The sequence below is a fragment of the Corynebacterium sp. HMSC077D03 genome, assembly GCF_001808545.1.
Taxonomy (GTDB): Bacteria; Actinomycetota; Actinomycetes; order Mycobacteriales; family Mycobacteriaceae; genus Corynebacterium; species Corynebacterium simulans.
This window is the reverse complement of the sequence record NZ_KV793688.1, coordinates 160,275-176,428: the sequence shown is the minus strand read 5'-3', so window position 1 is coordinate 176,428 and position 16,154 is coordinate 160,275. Positions and strand designations below refer to the sequence as shown.

The following is a 16,154-nucleotide window of genomic DNA, read 5'->3' as shown; positions in this document are numbered from 1 at the left end:
TTGAAATAGTCTTTAAGAAAACCTGCTCACCGCGGAAGTCGTCGGGTCGTAGTGCACGCCGGCACGCATTCCCGTCCAACCAATGAACGGTTCTGCGCTTAGCGTGATGGGCTTGTGCACGTGCCCAAGCACCCACGTCGCACCGCTTTCTTGCAGATCCTCTAGCTTGCACGGCAGGCAAGGCTTACGGCTGAATTCACCGTGCACAGAGGTGTGAAGCAGTCCCAGGCCATTGAAGCTGGGGATTTCGATCTCTCGTGGGTCAGGGTCGGTGGCCACGCCGCAGGTCCACGCCTGCACACCGTCGATTTCGAAGAAGTGCGGTTCGGTCCCGTGCGCGATGATTCCTTCGGGCCATTTATAGTCATGGTGATCATGCGCGTTCCTTTTGTTGCCAGGAAGTGACGAGTACGAGGACGATAATTGAAGTTCCAACCCCCATAAGGGTCATTGCCATGGCCTCGGCGCGGTGGCCTTGATCGAATTGGTTCATGATCCAGGACGCGAGCAGGTTGATGTTGTTCCGGCGCACCAGCGAAGAATCACGAGTTCACGGAATCCTGCGAAGAAAGCCAGAATCCAGCCTGCTGCGATACCCGGTGTAAGCAAAGGCAGCGTGATCCGGAAGAAGGTCTGGTGCCCCTTGGCACCGGAGACCTTCGCCGCTTCGTAGACGGTGTGGGAGACCGCCGCGGCAGATTCGCCGATTTCCACAATCCTCACCGCCCCAGGGCGTTAAGCTAAAACGCTGTCTCCTATTTCCTTATGTGTTTTGAGGTCCAATCATGCGCCGCTATGTTTCCTTACTCTGTGTTGCAGCCCTAGCGCTTTCTGGCTGCAGTAATTCCGGAAAAAACGACTCCGCTAAAGAAACAGAGAAGATGTTCAATACGATGGCGCCACAAAGTTCAGCAGAGGCGGATTCCCAAGAATCCAAGGCGTCAGAAGAATCGAAGAAACCAGCGGTGGTCATTGAAGACGGCATCTTGAAGATGACGGGCAAGGTTGTAAAGAAGAAAGGTCGTGAGACCCTAGGCTCGCAGCCTGAATCCGGATTCCCTGAAAGCGAGCTCAACGGCGACTATTGGATCCTCGAATTTGATGCTCCGGGGGAGGTCACCGGGAACAGGGCAAATTACAAGGAAACCCGTTGGATCGATAGCGGCTTGCTTGCATCGCACTACAGCACGCACGAGGAAAGCCGCGAAAAGGCAGAGCCGTGGGTGGGCAAGCATGTGACAGTGTCGATCGCTGCTGACAAAGTTGGTTGGCAAAATGATGCCTCTTTGCCGAACGGCCCGCTTCGTCTGGGCACCAGCTTTGAAATCGAAGCTGCTGAATAACAAGAACTCCTTGTGGCTGCGCAGAGCTACTACAAGGAGTTCTTGATGTCTTTCGGGGAGCCAAAGGCAGTTTTGCCGATTAATGCTTGACCGGAGTAACGCGGCCAGCCCGCCAATCCAGGAAGGCCATGGCGGCGCAGAAGATGTTGAGCACGGCGCTGGTGCCCAGGGTGAAGGTACCTACCTTGTACATGGTGGTGCCGGCGGCGTCGAAGTTGTTGAAGATGATAAGCCAGCAGATCCAGCCGATGAGCGCGGTCAACGCAGCGAGGGCGGAAAGTGCGCGCAGGCCACGTGCGGGGCGTTCAGGTGGGGCGAAGGCTTTGTGCGCGGCGTCGACAAGAATGGCGAGCGCAGCGAGGATACTCACGATGCCGGATAGCCACGTGGGCAGCAGGGCAGAAGTGCCCAGGACTACCGGGAAGATGAAAGACAACGCCACGAAGATGAACGCCACGGTGTGAAGTATGGCGCTACGGCCCTGGTAGGAAGAAAACATTTAGGCCTCTTTCTTCTGAACATCTGCTTGCATGGCAAGCACTTCTGCGCGGTGCGGTGGCTGTGCGCCCTTGCGAGAGACGGTAATCGCAGCGGCTGCCGCGGCGAATTCCAAAATCTTTTTCCAGTCGTATTCGCTCAAGTGAGTGAGCTCTTCGGCCGTGAGGTTGCGGCGGGCGATCTCTGTGAGCAGCGCGCCCATGATGGTATCGCCCGCGCCGATGGTGTCGGCGACGTCGACCTTGGCGGAAGGCACATCGAACCGGGTCGTGCCAGCGCGCAACGTGAGGCCCTCGCTGCTGCGGGTAACCACCACGACGGGAACCTGCTTGAGGGCCTGCTTGCCCAGGAATTCCACTTCTTCCTCAGAAAGCTTCAGCACGGTGACGTGGGCAAGTAGCTCGTTGAGGAAGGCCTTGTGCTCATCGTTGGTATAGAACGGGCGGATATTCGGATCGAGCGCCACGATGCTGCCCTTAGCTGCGAATTGCTTGAGCAGTTCGCCATAGCGCGAAGCACCTGGCTCCAACGCGAGGGAAACAGTGCCGAAGCAGGCAATCTCGGCGTCGGAAAGCGTGGGCTCAACCAACCTATCTGCCGTGCCCTCCGTGTAGAAGGTATAGGACGCCGAACCATCATCACCGATGCTGGTCACGGCCAAAGTGGTGGGCTCTGGACCGCGCTGGACCATAGACGTGTCCACGCCTTCCTGCTCCAGCCTTTCCACCAGCGCGTTACCGAAACCGTCGGTGGAAAGGCGCGACTGGAAGCTGACCTCGCCGCCCAGACGCGCCGCCGCGATGGCCACATTGAAAGGCCCGCCGCCCAAAGCCGGCGTGAGGTCTTGCAAGCTACCTGGGCTGACGGGGACAAGGTCGACGAGTCCTTCGCCACACACATGGATTCTCATGGATTCCATAGTATCGGTGCTATGAACTACCGTCCGAACTTCCACATCGCGCCCCCGTATGGCCGTCTCAACGATCCAAATGGTGTCTTTCTAGATGGCGACACCATGCACGTCTATTACCAACACGACCCCTGCTTCCCGCACGCGCCGAAGCGAACGGGGTGGGCGCATGCCTCGGCGAAGTACTCAGTGGCAGGCCCCTGGCGGCATCATCCGGACGTGCTTTCGCCTGACCTGCCCTATGACAAGGACGGCTGTTACTCCGGCGGTGCCGTGGTCGATGGCACCGACGTGTGGCTGTTTTATACGGGCAACCTCAAGGTGGATGGCAAGCGCATTCCTTCCCAGAACCGCGTGCGCGTTCTCGATCCTTCTGGCCCTGAGGGTGGCATTTATTACCGCGACGCCGCGAACCCGCTGATTCCCGATAGTGAGGAAGGCTTTACCGGGCACTTCCGCGATCCGCAGATTTCCCGGGATGAGCAAGGCTGGCGCATGGTCATCGGTGCGCAACGTGAGGACGAGAACGCTGCGGTGGTGCTCTACCGCTCGCAGGACCTTAAGAACTGGGACTTTGAGGGAGCACTGGATTTCGCGCTTGACGACGCCGCGCCGGGGCTTAGCCCCGAACTCCTACCGGGCGGATATATGTGGGAGTGCCCAAACCTTGTGACCTTGACTGATAAGGCAACCGGTGAGTCTAAGGACGTCCTGGTCTTTTGCCCGCAGGGGCTTGAACCCGTCAAAGTGGATGGGCAAACGCACTACGCTTCTTCCGACCAGTGCGGCTACCTGGTGGGCAAGCTGGACGGCACCACCTTCCACGTCGAGCGTGGTTTCAGCGAGCTGGACTATGGACACGAGTTCTATGCCCCGCAGCTGGTTGGCATGAGCGATGGCCAAGCGCTGCTGCTCGGCTGGATGGGCCTTCCTGCTCAAGATGACAAGCCCACCGTGGAGGAGGGCTGGGTGCACACCCTGACCTTGCCGCGCCGGGTATGGCTGGAAGACGGCGTGCTTTATCAATGGCCGGTGTGGGAGACGATTCCCGATGCTGCTGGTAGGGAGGGCTTCGGCAGCACGGTGAGTCTGAGCTCTTCGCGTGGCGGCAGCTATAGCCTGGTTGATGCTGAAGGTAGGGTACACCTGCGCTTTAGCGCAGGCGAAGGGCTGCTGCGCGTGAGTGTGGGCGATGACGAGCGCGTGATTGCCTGCCCAGAGGGCGAGGTCATGGCCATTGCCGATGGCTGCGCCGTGGAAATTTTTGCTGGCGGTGGGCGAATCGCGGCGTCGGCAAGCGTATTTGGCGAAGGCGAAGCGCGATGGAGCGGCTGGGTTAAGAACTAAGTGACCGTTCAAACAGTAAAACTTGGTGAATTTTCCCTCAAATATGTCCGAGCTCTTGGCTTTTTGTCTGGAAGCTGTATCTAATGGTTCTAGGTTGATTAGCTCGTGAAAAGGAAAGGGAGCTTTGCCTATGGACCATAAGGAAGTTGCCGCACGGACCCTGCGTGCACTTGGCGGCGAAGAAAACATCATCGGCTTGGCGCACTGCGCAACGCGCCTGCGCATGGTGCTGAAGGATACGAAGAAGGTCGATACCAAGGCCTTAGAGGCTGACCCTGACCTCAAGGGAATCTTTGAAGCCGGTGGAATGTTCCAGGTCATCGTTGGTCCAGGTGACGTCAACGTTGTTTATAGGGAATTGAACGGCATGATCCACAAGGACGTTGCCGTTTCCACCGAAGAGCTCAAAGACATTGCCGCTAATTCCGGCAACTGGTTCTCCCGCGCCGTCAAGGTGCTCGCGGATATCTTCGTGCCGCTCATCCCGATTCTGGTCGGCGGCGGTTTGCTCATGGCACTGAACAACGTCTTGTCGGCTGAAGGGCTGTTCGGTGAGAAAGCGGCCATTGAAATGGTGCCGGCACTCAAAGATGTCGCTGGACTTATCAACCTGCTGGCTTCTGCCCCCTTTGCCTTCCTGCCCATTTTGGTGGGCTTTACTGCCACCAAGCGCTTTGGCGGCAATGAGTTTTTGGGCGCGGGTATGGCCATGGCAATGGTTATGCCGGACCTAGTCAACGGCTACAACGTGGCTGAGACCATCGAGGCCGGCGACATGGAGTATTGGAACATCTTTGGCCTCGATGTCGCACAGGCCGGTTACCAGGGTTCCATCCTGCCGATTCTGGTTATTGCGTGGATCCTGGCCACGATTGAGAAGTTCCTCCACCGCCACCTAAAGGGCACGGTGGACTTCATGCTCACGCCGTTGATTACCCTGCTGGTCACCGGCTTTATCACTTTCGCTGCCATTGGCCCGTTCCTGCGCACTGCCGGTGAGTGGTTGGGCGTTGGCTTGGCCAATTTGTATGACTTTGCAGGCCCTGTCGGCGGCTTCCTTTTTGGCTTGGTTTACTCGCCAATCGTCATCACCGGCCTGCACCAATCCTTCCCACCAATCGAATACATGCTGTGGGATCAAGGCGGATCTTTCATCTTCGCCACGGCAGCGATGGCGAATATTGCCCAAGGTGGCGCAGCCCTCGCGGTCTACTTCCTGGCGCGTAGCGAAAAGCTCAAGGGCTTGGCTGGTGCTTCCGGTACCTCGGCACTATTCGGTATCACTGAGCCTGCCATCTTCGGTGTGAATCTGCGCTTGCGCTGGCCTTTCTACATCGGCATGGCTGCCTCTGCAGTGGCCTCGACTCTCATTGCCATCTTCGACGTGAAGGCAACGGCACTCGGCGCGGCCGGCATCATCGGTTTCGTTTCGATGCGCCTGGAGGATTACAGTCAGTTCTTTATCTGTGCTGCAATCGCACTCGCAGGCTCCTTCATCGGCGCCTACCTTTATGGCCGCTACCTAGCCCGCAAGAACGGCTCCATTGATCCGGATGAGGTGAATCCTCCGGCAGCCGAGGCTCAAGCCGCCGCTGCCACCCCAGCTGCGGTAGCAGCCGAGGATGCCTGCACCATCTTCTCCCCATTGGAGGGCACCGCCGTGCCACTGTCTCAGGTCAGCGATCCTATGTTTGCCGGCGGCAAGCTAGGCCAGGGCGTGGCAATCGAGCCGACCGTGGGCAAACTGGTTGCGCCTGCCGACGGCAAAATCACCGTTACCTTCCCTTCCCACCATGCCTACGCCATTCGCACCAAGGACCCAGTGGTGGGCAATATCGATATCCTCATGCATATTGGCTTCGATACGGTAAACCTTAAAGGCGAGCACTTCACCTCCCACGTCACCAAGGGCGATGAGGTCAGGCGGGGCGATGTCCTCGCCGAATTTGATATCGACGCCATCAAGGCCGCCGGCCTTCCCGTAACTACCCCGGTGGTCGTCTCGAATTCGAAGAAGACTGGCCCTGTTCTTCCTACCGCGGCTTTCCGCCCCGGCGAACTCATTGGCTTCGGCACCGATATCTTTACTGTGGATCCCAAGCCCGATCCAGCATTCGCTCCAGCCACTGGACATGCAGCTACACCTGCATCCACTGACGAGCCTGCAGGCACAACCCGTTAGCTTGAAAGAACAAAGGCCGAACTGAGGAGAACTCCTTCCCAGTTCGGCCTTTAACGGTTTAGCAATAGCGGCGCTCTCTGGGGCGAAAGCTCATCTTGAGCCCAAGCAAACTGTGACGCACCAGGGTGCCTATAGCAAAAAGCTGCGCCGGCCGGACCGAAGCCCGACCGGCGCAGCCAGTCTCAATTCAGTTTCCTACTTGGTAGGAAGGCTCTTGCTTAAGCGAAGAACTTGCGGCGTGCAGCGAAAGCGCCTGCGGCAACCATCGCAGCTACAGCCAGTGCGGCCAAAGCCTGTGCAACGGAGTTGGAGCCGGTCTCAGCGGACATACCACGTGCGGCGTCTGCGGACTTGCCAGCTGCCGGTGCGGAAGGAGCGTTGCCCTCAGCGAGCTGACCGCCCTGGGCGATAACCGCATCCTTGTTAGCGTTCAGCATCTGCTCGGAAGCAGCCTTTTCCTCAGCGGTCGGTTCCTGGTTCTTGCGTGCCTCGTCCTTGACGTAGGTCTTGCCGTCCTGGGACAGGTACCAGGTGATGCCACCAATCACCAGGGCTGCCGGAAGAGCCAACCATGCGAGCTTCTTCTTGTCGAATTCAGGCTTCGCAGCTTCAGAAGGGAATGCCTTTGCGTAAGCGTCACGCATCTCGGCGGTAACTTCCACGTTGACCAGGGCTGGATCGTTGACGTAAACGTTCGGATCCTTCATGCTCTGGTACCAAGTGTTGCCCTCGGAGTCTACCTTGGTGGCAGGAGCAGGAATTGCGGAGGTGTCCTGCTGCTCCTTCACGAACTTTTCTGCCTGCTCAGGAGTCAAGCGAACAGGATCGCCTGCGGCCGGCTTGGACAGCCAAGAACCGTCTTCCTGCTTGAAGTACTCGACACCATCGACGGTAATCGGATCGGCAGCAACATCATGGCGTTCAATATCGCTGGTGCCCTCTTCAGCTGGGGTGTTTTCGGTGACGGTATCTTCATCCGCAGACGGGGTAGGCATCTCGGACAGGGTCTCGTCCACTACCGAATCCGGAATTTGGGCCTGAGCAACAGCTGCGCCACCAAAGGCGAGTGCGCCGGTCAGGGCAGCAGCGGTCAAGGTCTGTGGCAAACGCTTCATGTGTTTCTCCTTCGGGAAATATGGGAAAGCGCAAAAAATGTCTTTCGCGACGCAAACAACAATAGTCACATAATTCACAGTTGTCACGCGGAAATCAGAAGTTAACTGTAATTTTCATACGTCACAGCTGTGAAAAAACTGGATTATTAGAATGGTCGTGCGACCCGATTTGCACTGAGGAACGTTAAGGTGAGGTTTATATGTGCAGAGTGTGCCGATAGTTTTGGAGACTGTTTGTGTGTCGGTGCATTCGAAATAATGGGCTAAGGGGTACGCGGGTGTACTGGCGAAAATAAATGTGGAGGTAGGGGGGCGTCGACAGCCGTCGAGCAGCGTTTTGGTAAGGGTGCTGGCGTGTGGTTGAATGTATAGGTTGCAAAAGCTGGTCGGCCCGTAGCGGTGCGTTTCCGAACCGCCGGTCCGAGACCCTTCGGTGTAATCCGTTGTCAAGGCTTGAGCATCGCAAGTTTGTAGACCGCGTGCGGTAAGGACGGAAATCTTACCGCACATCAATCCAGGTCAGGAGACCCATAGTGATTCAGCAAGAATCCCGTCTGCGCGTCGCCGACAACTCTGGTGCACGTGAGATTCTGTGCATCCGCGTTCTCGGTGGCTCCGTTCGACGCTTCGCTGGCATCGGCGACGTAATCGTCGCCACTGTCAAGGATGCCGTCCCAGGCGGCAACGTTAAGGAAGGCGACGTCGTTAAGGCTGTCGTCGTCCGTGCAAAGAAGGAGACCCGTCGTCCGGACGGTTCTTACATTCGCTTCGATGAGAATGCTGCAGTCATTCTCAAGGGCGACAACGAGCCACGTGGTACCCGTATCTTCGGCCCAGTTGCTCGCGAGCTTCGTGACAAGAAGTTCATGAAGATCGTTTCTCTCGCACCGGAGGTGATCTAGTCTTATGAAGATTCATAAGGGCGATATGGTGATTGTTATTTCGGGTCCTGACAAGGGCGCGAAGGGCAAGGTCATCGAAGCATACCCGAAGCGCGATAAGGTCCTCGTTGAGGGCGTCAACCGCGTGAAGAAGCACGTTGCTAACTCCGCTACCGAGCGTGGCGCCGAGTCCGGCGGAATCGTTACCCAGGAAGCTCCGATCCACGTTTCTAACGTTGCAATCGTTGACTCCGAGGGCAATCCGACCCGCGTGGGCTACCGTTTCGATGAAAACGGCAAGAAGGTCCGCATCGCACGTAGCAACGGGAAGGACATCTAATCATGAGCGAGAACTACACTCCGCGTCTGAAGACCCGCTACCGCGAGGAAATCAAGAAGACCCTGAACGACGAGTTCAACTACGACAACGTCATGCAGATCCCAGGTGTCACCAAGGTTGTTGTCAACATGGGTGTTGGCGACGCTGCACGTGACTCCAAGCTGATCAACGGCGCTCTCGAGGACCTCACCGCGATCACCGGCCAGAAGCCGCAGCTGCGTCGCGCAAAGAAGTCCATCGCGAACTTCAAGCTGCGTGAGGGTATGCCAATCGGCGCCCGCGTCACCCTGCGTGGCGACCGCATGTGGGAGTTCCTGGACCGCCTGCTGACCATCGCGCTGCCGCGTATTCGCGACTTCCGCGGTCTGTCCGATCAGCAGTTCGATGGCCACGGCAACTACACCTTCGGTCTCACCGAGCAGACCATGTTCTACGAGATCGACATCGACAAGGTTGACCGCCCACGTGGTATGGACATCACCGTTGTCACCACCGCTACCAACGACGAAGAAGGCCGCCGCCTCCTCAAGGAGCTCGGCTTCCCGTTCAAGTAAAGCGGCTTAAGCTTTTCGCCCTCACCTTTTGGTGGGGGCGTTTGGCGTTTTGTATGCCTACTCTGCCGGTGGGGTAACGGTCGTGACGCCTTCAAATTGCCAGCCCACTACTGCATTGCGCACGGAGGCTTCAAGGAGGTTGAGCGGCTGAATGCAGCTGATGGTGAGAAGGCGGCCTGGCATGGGGCCTTCGCCCCAGATTGTGGTGTCTTCGGCGAGGCCTTCTTTTACTGGGTCGTGCATGTCGGTGGCGCTGTAGACCAGCCAGTTGTCGCCGGAGTTTGCAGTGCGCAGGTAGAGCTTGTCGCCGAGGGCGACCTTGTGCTTGTTTGCGCCGCCGTCGTAGAGGTTGTTGAAGACACCGGGAACGCCGGCGCCGGTGTGTCCGGCGATGACGGTGATGTCTGGTGCATTAGTGCCTGGCAGCGAATACGGACGGTCCGCAGCGGTATAAGTGCAGGCCTCCGTCATCGTTTCCGGGTTAAGCGCGCCGTCTTTGACGCGGCAGGAGCCATCTTCGAATTCGGCATGGACCTCGATTGCAGGGATGAACATCTCAACTGCGGCGGAGGGCTCAATGACTGGAGCAGCTGCCACAGGGACTTGGTTGCTTTCTAGTCCTTCAGGAGGATCGACCACGTGATGCATCGTGGCGGCAAGAGCCACACTTCCAAGGACCGCACTTGCAAGGACACCAACCGTAATACGGAACTTGCCCGAGCTGGACCACAATTCCAGCGCGCGAGTATGGAGCGCCGGCGTGTTCGTTTCTGGCGCGCGGTGGCGGCCACCCGTGCTTTGCGACTTTGGTTGGGGGCTGCGCTTTTGGCGGTTAGGTAGTGGATTCGGCGCTGCTGCTGTTGATGTTGGTGTCTTCGGCGTCGTTGGCGTTGGGGGAGTGCGCCGCACGTAGGTGCGCTCGCCGTCGGGGTTGCCGTTGCCGGCGCGGCGGGTATCGATGGGTCTGCTATTGATGGGGCGGCGCTGTGTGCTGGCGCTGGTGCTGGCTGCCCGGGGGTGCGTGTGATCTGCGCTGCGAACTGGCAGATCGTGAGGATAACGCGGGGGCATGGGCGGCGGCTCCAGGGGGTGAGGGAGGTGGGTTCTAAAAGTAAGTGAATTTTCTAACTAACTTTAATCCTTGGCAGGCGTTAGCAACAATAACCGCGGAAAATACCCACGTGTGGTGGGTATAAAGTTGTTGGCGCAGCCTGGAACTTCGCTGTAGTGTTATCGCAGTTATAACTCTAGGTAAAGGAAGCTTCGTGTCTCTCAACGAATCTGCTGCAGCAGCAATCAAGAAGAAAGTGACTCTGCTCGACGAGTCCTTCGCCCGCTTCGCGGTACGTGCGATCTTGGCCGGCGTCTATCTCGCCATCGGTACCGGTTTCGCGGCCGTCGTAGGTCAGGCCGTCGACAAGCACGCAAAGGGCCTGGGTGCACCAGTCTTCGCCATGCTTTTCGGCCTTGGACTTTTCGCCATCGTCATCCTCGGCGCGGAGCTTGCTACCGGCAGCATGATGTACGTCGTCTACGGTGCCATCAATAAACAGGTGGGCTGGGGCAAGGGCTTTTGGCTGCTCGTTGTCACCACGTTCTTCAACTTTGTTGGTGCCGTACTCTTCGCCGCTGCCATGGGTGTTTCCGCGAAGCTGGGGCACATTGACCCATCGCACCTCATCGCAACGCTGTCCATGGGCAAACTAGAAAAGGGCCCAGGCGGCCTGCTGGTTGAGGGCATCCTCGCAAACTTCGTGGTCAACATGGCCATCGTCGGTGCTGTCTTTGCCAAGGACATCGTCTCGAAGTTCTTCGTCATCGTGCCGATCATCGCCTGCTTCGTGGGCCTTAGCCTCGAGCACGTCATCGCAAACTTCTGCTTGATGACGCTGACCTTCTTCTGCTCTAACCCACTGCCGGATGGCTTTACCCTGGGCGCTGTTCTCACCAACTGGTCGCTGGTTTGGGTGGGCAACGTCATCGGCGGCGGCTTCCTCATTGGTGGCGTTTACGCTTGGCTCAACAAGGGCCCTGAGGCTTACCGCGACTAATCATTATCTTCTGCACGCAGGATGCGCATTGCAACGACGAGTTCCGAGGAATACTCCCGGAGCTCCTCGATTAGGTTTTCACCCACAGCGCGCAGCTCGACGTCGTCGACAGGTTCCAGTGCATCGAGGATGAACAGCGCCGCAGTGGTGTCGTCGTGCAGCGCCGTGCGGGTGCACTGGCGCCAATTCCAGCGGCGGCATGTGACCCCGTTCGCATCGAGCCAGACCACCTCGCCCGGTTCGGGATGCTCGGTTACAGGCTCGCCTTTGTCCATAGTGGCGAAGTTCTCAGCACCAGTAGCTCGCACCAGCTGTGGAGCGGATACATAGGCGTTCAGGTCTTCGCCGCCGAAGGGGATCTCGTAAGTCACGGACAGCGAGTTATAGATGTCCGTGAGGCGGTTGATGCGAGGCAGCCCCTTTTCCGCGCGGCGTATGAGCGCCTCCGTGCTGTTGCGGGTTCGCGATGGCTTCGCACCGAATCCTTGATAAGCCTTGCGCCATGCTGCGATGTGCGGGAAGTCCGTGACGGCGCACTTGCCCAAGCGTGCGCGGGCAACGTCTTCGGCGTTGCGCAAGAGCTGCTCCGAGTGGGCGTCGGAAGGCGCAGGCGTGATGCCATCGACGGCGATGAGCAGCGCGCGGTAGTCGGGACGTAAGGCCGCGACCTCGGGGCTGATGCTGGCGTCAGCAAGGAACTCGATGAGTTCCCCAGTACTGCGGATCTTTTTTGAAGAGTGGTTGCTCATCGCTTGAGTTCTCCTGGCTTGAGTTCACCTGCGTAGATGTTGAAACGATCGCCGCGGGCAAACCCTACCAAAGCCATGCCAGTCTCCCGGGCAGTCTCCACAGCGAGCGAGGATGCCGCGCTAACAGCAACGAGCATACCGAACCCGGCCATTGCTGCCTTTTGTACAAGCTCGAAGCTGGCGCGGGAGCTCATAACCAAAATAAGGTCGTCTGCGGGCAGGCGATCTTCAAGGAGCAGGTGCCCGATGACCTTGTCTGCTGCGTTGTGCCTGCCGACGTCCTCTCGCACAACGATGGGCTTGCCGTCTAAGGTGAATGCGCCGGCGGCGTGGATACCACCGGTCTTGCGGAAGAGCTTTTGCTCGGCGCGCAGCTTTTCGGGCAGCTGCGCAACCACGGCTGGGTCAATCTGGATGTTGGGGAGCGCGTAGCGCGATTTCTTGTTTAAATCCTCGATGGAGCTGGTGCCGCATACGCCGCACGCGGAGTTGGTGAGCGTAAGCCGCAGATCTTTTAGCCCAATGACATTCTTCTGGGCCAGATCGATATCCAGCAGGTTATAGGTGTTCATACCGTCCACGGTGGAACCAGCGCAGTAGCGGGCTTCGGAGACGTCGGCAAGCGTGGCGATATGGCCCTCAGAATGCAAAAAGCCATGAGCTAGCTCAATATCATGGCCCGGAGTGCGCATGGTGGTGGTCAGGGTCTGCCCGCCGACACGAATCTCCAGCGGCTCCTCGCCAGTGACGATGTCGGCGCGGGTATCCACCTGGGTTACCTCCGTGCCATCCAAGTGAACCTTGGTAACAGCAAAGGACTTTGTTGCCCGGCCCGCCACTAGTTCAGCTCCGTCCGCAGTTTGGCGATGTTCGCGCGCGCCTCGTCCGAGTCCCGCGAGGCCAACCCAACCAAATATGCCGTCAGGGGAGCGGCCGGGCGCGAGGTGCTGTGTGCGACGTCGCGGGTAAGGTCGAGCAGCTCACGGGTCAAGGCAGTGGCATCTTGCTTGTCGACGCCGATTAGTTCTGCCGCTTCCTCCAACCACTGGTGGGCGGAGTGGATAGGGTCATTTTCTGCAGTCATGACGGCCACTCTAGTCCTCGAGAGTGACATGCAGCTTCGACGCTAAAAAAGATTTGGAAAACTGCAGGTTAGCGGGTAGTGTTGCAGTTCGGACTCACGTCGAGGCTGTAGTGTGCCCAGATGGCAAATGAAATCTAGCCCTACAAGCTGCAGAAACGTAGAGCCTGAATCAAGAACTGAACATCATCAACTTTGTTGTAGGCCCCCCGCCGTTTTCGGCGGCCCGTTGTATGTATCAAAGGGTGGCGAGCGCCTTACGGTATTGACCGTGAGGAGCGTGAGTAGCCCGAAATCACACGGAAAACGCTTTGGTGGGTACGGGAACCGCAACGAGAAAGGTAACGGTCACTCACATGACCATGACTGATCCTATCGCCGACATGCTGTCGCGCGTGCGCAACGCAAGCCATGCGCACCACGACACCGTGTCGATGCCGACCTCCAAGATCAAGGCAAACATCGCCGACATCTTGAAGCAGGAAGGCTACATCGCTGACTACTCCGTTGAGGGCTGCGAGCTCGAGCTCACCCTCAAGTACAACAACCGTGAGCGCTCCATCTCTGGTCTGCGTCGCGTGTCTAAGCCGGGTCTGCGTGTGTACGCAAAGTCCACCAATCTGCCGAAGGTCCTTGGCGGCCTGGGCGTGGCTATCATCTCCACGTCTCAGGGTCTGCTGACCGACCGTCAGGCTCAGGAGAAGGGCGTAGGCGGAGAAGTTCTCGCCTACGTCTGGTAAGGGAGGATTGACACATGTCTCGTATCGGTCTAGCACCAATCGCCGTACCATCCGGCGTTGAAATCAAGGTAAACGGCCAGGAGGTCGAGGTTAAGGGTTCCAAGGGTACCCAGACCGTCGTTCTGCCAGAGCCAATCACCATCGCAGTCGAGGATTCCGTAATCACGGTTTCCCGTCCAGATGATGACCGCAAGAACCGCGCTCTGCACGGCCTGTCTCGCTCTCTCGTCAACAACGCAGTTATTGGCGTGACCGAGGGCTACACCATCAAGATGGAAATCTTCGGTGTCGGCTACCGTGTTCAGCAGAAGGGTAGCGACCTCGAGTTTTCTCTGGGTTACTCCCACCCGATCCTCATCAAGGCTCCGGAGGGCATCACCTTCGCTGTGGATGGCGCAACCAAGCTCTCCGTATCTGGTATTGACAAGCAAAAGGTCGGACAGGTCGCCGCTAACATTCGCCGCCTGCGTAAGGACGATCCTTACAAGGGCAAGGGCATTCGTTACGAAGGCGAGCAGGTCCGCCGCAAGGTCGGAAAGACGGGTAAGTAAGCAATGGCTAACACTGAAAACGCAAAGCGCACCCCAATCGGCAAGGACATCTCCTCCCGCCGTCGCGAAGCACGCGCACGCCGTCACTTCCGCATCCGTAAGACCCTGCGCGGCACCCCTGAGGCACCGCGTCTGGTCGTTCACCGCTCTTCCCGCCACATGCACGTCCAGGTCATCGACGACCTGGCTGGCCACACCTTGGTCGCAGCTTCCTCCATGGAAGCTGACGTTCGTGCGCTCGAGGGCGACAAGAAGGCAAAGGCCGCAAAGGTTGGCGCCTTGATCGCTGAGCGCGCCAAGGCTGCTGGCATCGAGGCAGTTGTCTTCGACCGTGCTGGCTACAAGTACCACGGTCGCGTTGCCGCTCTCGCAGAGGCAGCTCGTGAAGGTGGTCTGAAGTTCTAATGATCATGGCAAACGGAAACATCAACGGAAGGAACGCCTAATGTCGGACCGTGAAAAGCGTGACGGCGGACGCTCCGCCGAGAACGGTCGTAATAACGACCGCAACAATGGCGGTCGTCGCAACGATCGTCGTAATCAGCAGGACAACGAGCGCGATAAGTACATCGAGCGCGTAGTCACCATCAATCGCGTCTCCAAGACCGTTAAGGGTGGCCGCAACATGTCCTTTACCGCTCTCGTCGTCGTAGGCGATGGCCAGGGCATGGTTGGCGTTGGCTACGGCAAGGCTAAGGAAGTCCCTGCCGCAATTCAGAAGGGTGCAGAAGAGGCTCGCAAGAACTTCTTCCGCGTCCCGATGATCGCCGGCACCATCACCCACCCGGTCGAGGGTCGCGACGCAGCTGGCATCGTCATGATGAAGCCTGCCGCACCTGGTACCGGTGTTATTGCCGGTGGTGCTGCACGTCCGGTGCTCGAGTGCGCTGGTGTGCAGGACATTCTGTCGAAGTCCCTCGGCTCCGACAACGCCCTCAACGTCGTCCGCGCTACCGTGGACGGCCTCAAGCAGCTGGTTCGCCCTGAAGAGGTTGCCGCACGTCGTGGCAAGTCCCTCGAAGAGGTTGCTCCGGCCCAGATGCTGCGTAAGCGCGCAGGTCAGGAGGCATAAGCAATGGCTCTGAAGATTACTCAGGTAAAGGGCCTGGTGGGTACCAAGCCGAATCACCGCAAGAACATTGAGGCTCTCGGCCTCAAGAAGATCGGCCAGTCTGTTGTAAAGCAGGACACCCCGATCATCCGCGGCATGGTTCAGAAGGTACGCCACTTGGTCACCGTCGAAGAAGTGGCAGGGGAGTAAACCATGGCTGATATCATCAAGCTGCACGACCTGCGCCCATCCGCAGGAGCAAACAAGCCTAAGACCCGCGTCGGCCGCGGTGAGGCTTCCAAGGGTAAGACCGCTGGTCGCGGTACCAAGGGCACCAAGGCTCGTAAGCAGGTTTCCGCTGCTTTCGAGGGTGGCCAGATGCCGATCCACATGCGTCTGCCGAAGCTGAAGGGCTTCAAGAACCCGAACCACGTTGAGTACCAAGTAGTCAACGTTGCAGACCTCGCAGAGGCATTCGCTAACGGTGGCGACGTCACCGTTGCAGATCTCGTCTCCGCAGGCCTGGTTCGTAAGAACCAGCCGGTCAAGGTTCTGGGCAACGGCGACATCAACGTCAAGCTGAATGTCACCGCTGACAAGTTCTCTAAGTCCGCTGTTGAGAAGATTGAGGCTGCTGGCGGCACCGCCACCGCAACCAAGTAATCAACTGCGTTACTTAAAGCATTAAAGCGCCCGCTTTCCCGAGTGATCGGGAGGCGGGCGCTTTCCTTATTAGTTGGCTGGCAATCCTTACCTTAAAT

The 16,154-nt window shown here is 58.3% G+C and carries 22 protein-coding genes; 13 read left to right on the top strand and 9 right to left on the bottom strand.

Features of this window, described 5'->3' with window-relative positions:
- Positions 1-12: 12 nt before the first annotated feature.
- Together HMPREF2888_RS12855 and HMPREF2888_RS13095 are read right to left on the bottom strand one after the other, a co-directional pair.
- The gene (locus tag HMPREF2888_RS12855; protein WP_162492721.1) at positions 13-435 is read right to left on the bottom strand and encodes a metallophosphoesterase family protein; all 423 of its coding nucleotides are present in this window, start codon (positions 433-435) and stop codon (positions 13-15) included.
- Between the two features lie 54 nt (positions 436-489).
- Complete coding sequence (locus tag HMPREF2888_RS13095; RefSeq protein ID WP_235590997.1) at positions 490-714, bottom strand: ABC transporter permease subunit; 225 nt, start codon at positions 712-714, stop codon at positions 490-492.
- 71 nt (positions 715-785) lie between these two features.
- On the opposite strand from HMPREF2888_RS13095, the gene HMPREF2888_RS05955 reads away from it, so the two are divergent.
- Positions 786-1,343 (top strand): hypothetical protein, encoded by a 558-nt coding sequence (locus HMPREF2888_RS05955; protein WP_141741016.1) that lies wholly within the window; start codon positions 786-788, stop codon positions 1,341-1,343.
- A 79-nt stretch (positions 1,344-1,422) separates the two neighbouring features.
- Here the strand turns inward: HMPREF2888_RS05955 and HMPREF2888_RS05950 are convergent, their stop codons facing one another.
- Positions 1,423-1,842: a multidrug transporter gene (locus tag HMPREF2888_RS05950; protein ID WP_070518515.1), complete on the bottom strand. Its 420-nt coding sequence runs from the start codon at positions 1,840-1,842 to the stop codon at positions 1,423-1,425.
- Complete coding sequence (locus HMPREF2888_RS05945) at positions 1,843-2,751, bottom strand: carbohydrate kinase family protein (protein ID WP_061920520.1); 909 nt, start codon at positions 2,749-2,751, stop codon at positions 1,843-1,845.
- Positions 2,752-2,772: 21 nt separating this feature from the next.
- Between HMPREF2888_RS05945 and HMPREF2888_RS05940 the strand changes: the two genes are divergently transcribed.
- Complete coding sequence (locus HMPREF2888_RS05940) at positions 2,773-4,098, top strand: glycoside hydrolase family 32 protein (RefSeq protein ID WP_070518513.1); 1,326 nt, start codon at positions 2,773-2,775, stop codon at positions 4,096-4,098.
- 130 nt (positions 4,099-4,228) lie between these two features.
- Positions 4,229-6,280, top strand: a complete 2,052-nt coding sequence (locus HMPREF2888_RS05935) for a sucrose-specific PTS transporter subunit IIBC (RefSeq protein WP_070518511.1) — start codon at positions 4,229-4,231, stop codon at positions 6,278-6,280.
- A gap of 218 nt (positions 6,281-6,498) precedes the next feature.
- Here the strand turns inward: HMPREF2888_RS05935 and HMPREF2888_RS05930 are convergent, their stop codons facing one another.
- Positions 6,499-7,395, bottom strand: coding sequence for a hypothetical protein (locus HMPREF2888_RS05930; protein ID WP_070518509.1), 897 nt, complete (start codon positions 7,393-7,395; stop codon positions 6,499-6,501).
- Positions 7,396-7,928: 533 nt separating this feature from the next.
- On the opposite strand from HMPREF2888_RS05930, the gene rplN reads away from it, so the two are divergent.
- The 3 genes from rplN to rplE are packed head-to-tail and all read left to right on the top strand — an operon-like array spanning position 7,929 to position 9,170.
- Positions 7,929-8,297, top strand: a complete 369-nt coding sequence (rplN, locus tag HMPREF2888_RS05925; RefSeq protein WP_061920530.1) for a 50S ribosomal protein L14 — start codon at positions 7,929-7,931, stop codon at positions 8,295-8,297.
- A 4-nt stretch (positions 8,298-8,301) separates the two neighbouring features.
- Positions 8,302-8,616: a 50S ribosomal protein L24 gene (gene rplX / locus HMPREF2888_RS05920; protein WP_005527724.1), complete on the top strand. Its 315-nt coding sequence runs from the start codon at positions 8,302-8,304 to the stop codon at positions 8,614-8,616.
- A 2-nt stretch (positions 8,617-8,618) separates the two neighbouring features.
- Positions 8,619-9,170, top strand: coding sequence for a 50S ribosomal protein L5 (rplE, locus tag HMPREF2888_RS05915; RefSeq protein ID WP_046646792.1), 552 nt, complete (start codon positions 8,619-8,621; stop codon positions 9,168-9,170).
- A gap of 57 nt (positions 9,171-9,227) precedes the next feature.
- On the opposite strand, the gene HMPREF2888_RS13090 is transcribed toward rplE, so the two are convergent.
- Complete coding sequence (locus tag HMPREF2888_RS13090) at positions 9,228-10,241, bottom strand: sortase family protein (protein WP_246815041.1); 1,014 nt, start codon at positions 10,239-10,241, stop codon at positions 9,228-9,230.
- 194 nt (positions 10,242-10,435) lie between these two features.
- Here HMPREF2888_RS13090 and HMPREF2888_RS05905 point away from each other — a divergent pair, with 194 nt between their 5' ends.
- Positions 10,436-11,221, top strand: coding sequence for a formate/nitrite transporter family protein (locus HMPREF2888_RS05905; RefSeq protein WP_070518508.1), 786 nt, complete (start codon positions 10,436-10,438; stop codon positions 11,219-11,221).
- Here the strand turns inward: HMPREF2888_RS05905 and HMPREF2888_RS05900 are convergent.
- Genes HMPREF2888_RS05900 through HMPREF2888_RS05890 form a run of 3 tightly spaced genes read right to left on the bottom strand, consistent with a single transcriptional unit; the run spans position 11,218 to position 13,054 of the window.
- Entirely contained in the window at positions 11,218-11,970 is a 753-nt protein-coding gene (locus HMPREF2888_RS05900) for a B3/B4 domain-containing protein (RefSeq protein WP_061920538.1), read from the bottom strand. The two genes, HMPREF2888_RS05905 and HMPREF2888_RS05900, sit on opposite strands and share 4 nt — an antisense overlap.
- Positions 11,967-12,809 carry a formate dehydrogenase accessory sulfurtransferase FdhD gene (gene fdhD, locus HMPREF2888_RS05895; RefSeq protein ID WP_061920540.1) on the bottom strand — a complete coding sequence of 281 codons (843 nt, stop codon included), beginning with the start codon at positions 12,807-12,809 and terminating at the stop codon, positions 11,967-11,969. The genes HMPREF2888_RS05900 and fdhD overlap by 4 nt, the downstream gene beginning before the upstream one ends.
- The gene (locus tag HMPREF2888_RS05890; protein ID WP_061920542.1) at positions 12,809-13,054 is read right to left on the bottom strand and encodes a DUF6457 domain-containing protein; all 246 of its coding nucleotides are present in this window, start codon (positions 13,052-13,054) and stop codon (positions 12,809-12,811) included. The genes fdhD and HMPREF2888_RS05890 overlap by 1 nt, the downstream gene beginning before the upstream one ends.
- Before the next feature lie 353 nt (positions 13,055-13,407).
- Between HMPREF2888_RS05890 and rpsH the strand changes: the two genes are divergently transcribed.
- The 6 genes from rpsH to rplO are packed head-to-tail and all read left to right on the top strand — an operon-like array spanning position 13,408 to position 16,056.
- Complete coding sequence (gene rpsH / locus HMPREF2888_RS05885) at positions 13,408-13,791, top strand: 30S ribosomal protein S8 (RefSeq protein ID WP_070518506.1); 384 nt, start codon at positions 13,408-13,410, stop codon at positions 13,789-13,791.
- 14 nt (positions 13,792-13,805) lie between these two features.
- Positions 13,806-14,342, top strand: a complete 537-nt coding sequence (gene rplF, locus HMPREF2888_RS05880; protein ID WP_061920547.1) for a 50S ribosomal protein L6 — start codon at positions 13,806-13,808, stop codon at positions 14,340-14,342.
- Positions 14,343-14,345: 3 nt separating this feature from the next.
- The gene (rplR, locus tag HMPREF2888_RS05875; RefSeq protein ID WP_061920549.1) at positions 14,346-14,747 is read left to right on the top strand and encodes a 50S ribosomal protein L18; all 402 of its coding nucleotides are present in this window, start codon (positions 14,346-14,348) and stop codon (positions 14,745-14,747) included.
- Between the two features lie 40 nt (positions 14,748-14,787).
- Positions 14,788-15,414, top strand: a complete 627-nt coding sequence (rpsE, locus tag HMPREF2888_RS05870) for a 30S ribosomal protein S5 (RefSeq protein ID WP_005527787.1) — start codon at positions 14,788-14,790, stop codon at positions 15,412-15,414.
- 3 nt (positions 15,415-15,417) lie between these two features.
- Positions 15,418-15,603, top strand: coding sequence for a 50S ribosomal protein L30 (gene rpmD / locus HMPREF2888_RS05865; protein ID WP_061920551.1), 186 nt, complete (start codon positions 15,418-15,420; stop codon positions 15,601-15,603).
- A gap of 3 nt (positions 15,604-15,606) precedes the next feature.
- On the top strand, positions 15,607-16,056 hold the full coding sequence (rplO, locus tag HMPREF2888_RS05860) for a 50S ribosomal protein L15 (RefSeq protein WP_061920553.1): 450 nt from the start codon (positions 15,607-15,609) through the stop codon (positions 16,054-16,056).
- Positions 16,057-16,154 lie beyond the last annotated feature (98 nt).

Bases quoted from the DNA above. Each gene is read 5' to 3' on its own strand.
- HMPREF2888_RS05955 (WP_141741016.1), top strand. From the start codon at position 786: ATGCGCCGCTATGTTTCCTTACTCTGTGTTGCAGCCCTAGCGCTTTCT.
- HMPREF2888_RS05950 (WP_070518515.1), bottom strand. From the start codon at position 1,842: ATGTTTTCTTCCTACCAGGGCCGTAGCGCCATACTTCACACCGTGGCG.
- HMPREF2888_RS05945 (WP_061920520.1), bottom strand. From the start codon at position 2,751: ATGAGAATCCATGTGTGTGGCGAAGGACTCGTCGACCTTGTCCCCGTC.
- HMPREF2888_RS05940 (WP_070518513.1), top strand. From the start codon at position 2,773: ATGAACTACCGTCCGAACTTCCACATCGCGCCCCCGTATGGCCGTCTC.
- HMPREF2888_RS05935 (WP_070518511.1), top strand. From the start codon at position 4,229: ATGGACCATAAGGAAGTTGCCGCACGGACCCTGCGTGCACTTGGCGGC.
- HMPREF2888_RS05930 (WP_070518509.1), bottom strand. From the start codon at position 7,395: ATGAAGCGTTTGCCACAGACCTTGACCGCTGCTGCCCTGACCGGCGCA.
- rplX (WP_005527724.1), top strand. From the start codon at position 8,302: ATGAAGATTCATAAGGGCGATATGGTGATTGTTATTTCGGGTCCTGAC.
- rplE (WP_046646792.1), top strand. From the start codon at position 8,619: ATGAGCGAGAACTACACTCCGCGTCTGAAGACCCGCTACCGCGAGGAA.
- HMPREF2888_RS13090 (WP_246815041.1), bottom strand. From the start codon at position 10,241: ATGCCCCCGCGTTATCCTCACGATCTGCCAGTTCGCAGCGCAGATCAC.
- HMPREF2888_RS05900 (WP_061920538.1), bottom strand. From the start codon at position 11,970: ATGAGCAACCACTCTTCAAAAAAGATCCGCAGTACTGGGGAACTCATC.
- HMPREF2888_RS05890 (WP_061920542.1), bottom strand. From the start codon at position 13,054: ATGACTGCAGAAAATGACCCTATCCACTCCGCCCACCAGTGGTTGGAG.
- rpsH (WP_070518506.1), top strand. From the start codon at position 13,408: ATGACCATGACTGATCCTATCGCCGACATGCTGTCGCGCGTGCGCAAC.
- rplF (WP_061920547.1), top strand. From the start codon at position 13,806: ATGTCTCGTATCGGTCTAGCACCAATCGCCGTACCATCCGGCGTTGAA.
- rplR (WP_061920549.1), top strand. From the start codon at position 14,346: ATGGCTAACACTGAAAACGCAAAGCGCACCCCAATCGGCAAGGACATC.
- rpsE (WP_005527787.1), top strand. From the start codon at position 14,788: ATGTCGGACCGTGAAAAGCGTGACGGCGGACGCTCCGCCGAGAACGGT.
- rpmD (WP_061920551.1), top strand. From the start codon at position 15,418: ATGGCTCTGAAGATTACTCAGGTAAAGGGCCTGGTGGGTACCAAGCCG.
- rplO (WP_061920553.1), top strand. From the start codon at position 15,607: ATGGCTGATATCATCAAGCTGCACGACCTGCGCCCATCCGCAGGAGCA.